A 1,808-nucleotide genomic window follows, 5' to 3' on the forward strand; every position below is an offset into this window, starting at 1 on the left:
ATCGTCGCTTTTTTCAACCTAATACCAAGTAAATTCAGCCATGGATAATCATTTTTCTCGGTATTTTAGGGCTTTGATGAAGGAAGTGACATTTGTCATCCTAGATTGCTGACAACTCACACTGCTGTAATGGACATTTTACGCAGATACTTAAGTCATCTAAACAAGGAGGCTTAATCATGCAACATAAATCACTGGACCAACAATTAATCGAATACCGTCAACAACGTGCTTTAGCTATGCCCTTATCCGGCATGATTGTGTGGAGCTTACTGTTTTTATTGAGCTTTGTATTACCTCCTTCGCAGTTGGTGATGGCGGTCTTTATCGGTACTGGTTCTATTATCTACCTTGCCATGGGTATTTCGCGGCTGACAGGCGAGAATATCTCGTTTAAGAAAAGCGCTGAGCGTAATTGGTTTGAGACTGTGTTTCTCGCTGCGATGGGGATGAGTTTTTTAACCTTTAGCATCAGTATTCCCTTTTTTATGGAAAATTATCTGGCTTTGCCTTTTGCCCTTGCGGTGCAAACAGGTTTAATGTGGTTAGTCCACGGTGTTTTAGCTGCGCAAAAGGTGGCCATAGTGCATGCGATAGTGCGCACCTTAGCCTGTGTGGCAGCTTTCATGCTCTGGCCCGAGCTGAGCTTTCAAATTCAGCCTCTAATCGTGGTGCTTTGCTATGGATTCTCGATCCCTGTGATGCAACGCCGCTGGAAGATTCAGCAAAATCTGTGTGCTAGCAATTAGTGGGTTATCTTTGGGTTATTGTGTAGATTTTGGCTTTGCGGCCTAATGGCCGAGGTGAATCAAAGTCGTGGGGCTTCACACCTGACGCTTAATCAAGAGTCTAACAAGTGATCTCGCCCTAGATCGATTTGTATGTCTGCCAGCGCACAGAGCTCAAACTGGTGTTATTGCATTATGGTTATTACCCTGCACTTTTTGCAGTGTGAAGGAGCTTATAATGCAAACCATGAAACTTACGTTCGTTACCGCTGGTGTTGTACTCGTTGGTAGTTTGCTGCTTAACGGTTGTGATAGTGGCAATGTGAATACTCAAACAGGTACACCAGACTTAACTGTAACAACCGAGGATGGTACTGGTGATGATATTAAAATTGCCACAGCAGTTAATACTGCGTTGATCGCTGATCAGCAGCTACAAAATTTAGATATTCAGATAGAAACCCGCAAGGGCGATGTCACCATTTCCGGCAATGTAAATAGCCAAGCTCAGAAAGACCAAGCTGAACGGGTGACGGCAGCAACCTCTGGTGTGCACTCGGTAAATAATCGGTTGGAAGTAAAATAGCAATGTCAGTAAAGCCGCCTGTTTGATGTATTCAATCGACAGACGACAAACAGGAGCGGCAGCTCTTATCTGGCTTTAATTCACCGCTTATGCCACAAAATACCAATCCCCGCCAACCATGCTGCGGGGCGTTGGCCTTCTTGATTTATAAATGTGTGAGTCCAGCTATGGTCACTCACGCTGGCCTTGCGGTTGCTGTGGCAGATTTGTGCATTGGAGTTTGTACCTGTCGTGATTTTCTTTGCGCCACATTTCGCACTTGCTACGTAGTTTTTGGCTTTGTGGCCTTACGGCCGAGGTGAATCAAGGGGCTTCACCCCACACCCGATAATAGTGCTGGTTTGTTTGGTGTTGAATTGGCAAGGTTATCGCTGTGAGTATGTTAGCAATTGCGGCCTTACGTCCGAGGTAAGTCAAAGTCGTGGGGCTTCACCCCACACCCGACCAAGGAGGACTGCTCGTCCTATCCTCCTTGGATTCTCCAAGACGCCCCC

The 1,808-nt window shown here is 45.9% G+C and carries 2 protein-coding genes; both read left to right on the plus strand.

The features are described 5' to 3' along the window. The first annotated feature begins 179 nt into the window (after nt 1-179). Nucleotides 180-749: a DUF7010 family protein gene (locus tag AAA952_RS22190; protein ID WP_338259675.1), complete on the plus strand. Its 570-nt coding sequence runs from the start codon at nt 180-182 to the stop codon at nt 747-749. A 217-nt stretch (nt 750-966) separates the two neighbouring features. Further along, nucleotides 967-1,314: a BON domain-containing protein gene (locus tag AAA952_RS22195; protein WP_105250242.1), complete on the plus strand. Its 348-nt coding sequence runs from the start codon at nt 967-969 to the stop codon at nt 1,312-1,314. Nucleotides 1,315-1,808 lie beyond the last annotated feature (494 nt).

This window comes from Shewanella sp. M-Br, assembly GCF_036245925.1.
GTDB classification, from domain to species: Bacteria; Pseudomonadota; Gammaproteobacteria; order Enterobacterales; family Shewanellaceae; genus Shewanella; species Shewanella oncorhynchi.

Excerpts from the sequence above, each read along its gene's own strand:
- AAA952_RS22190 (WP_338259675.1), top strand. The coding sequence starts at position 180 with ATGCAACATAAATCACTGGACCAACAATTAATCGAATACCGTCAACAA.
- AAA952_RS22195 (WP_105250242.1), top strand. The coding sequence starts at position 967 with ATGCAAACCATGAAACTTACGTTCGTTACCGCTGGTGTTGTACTCGTT.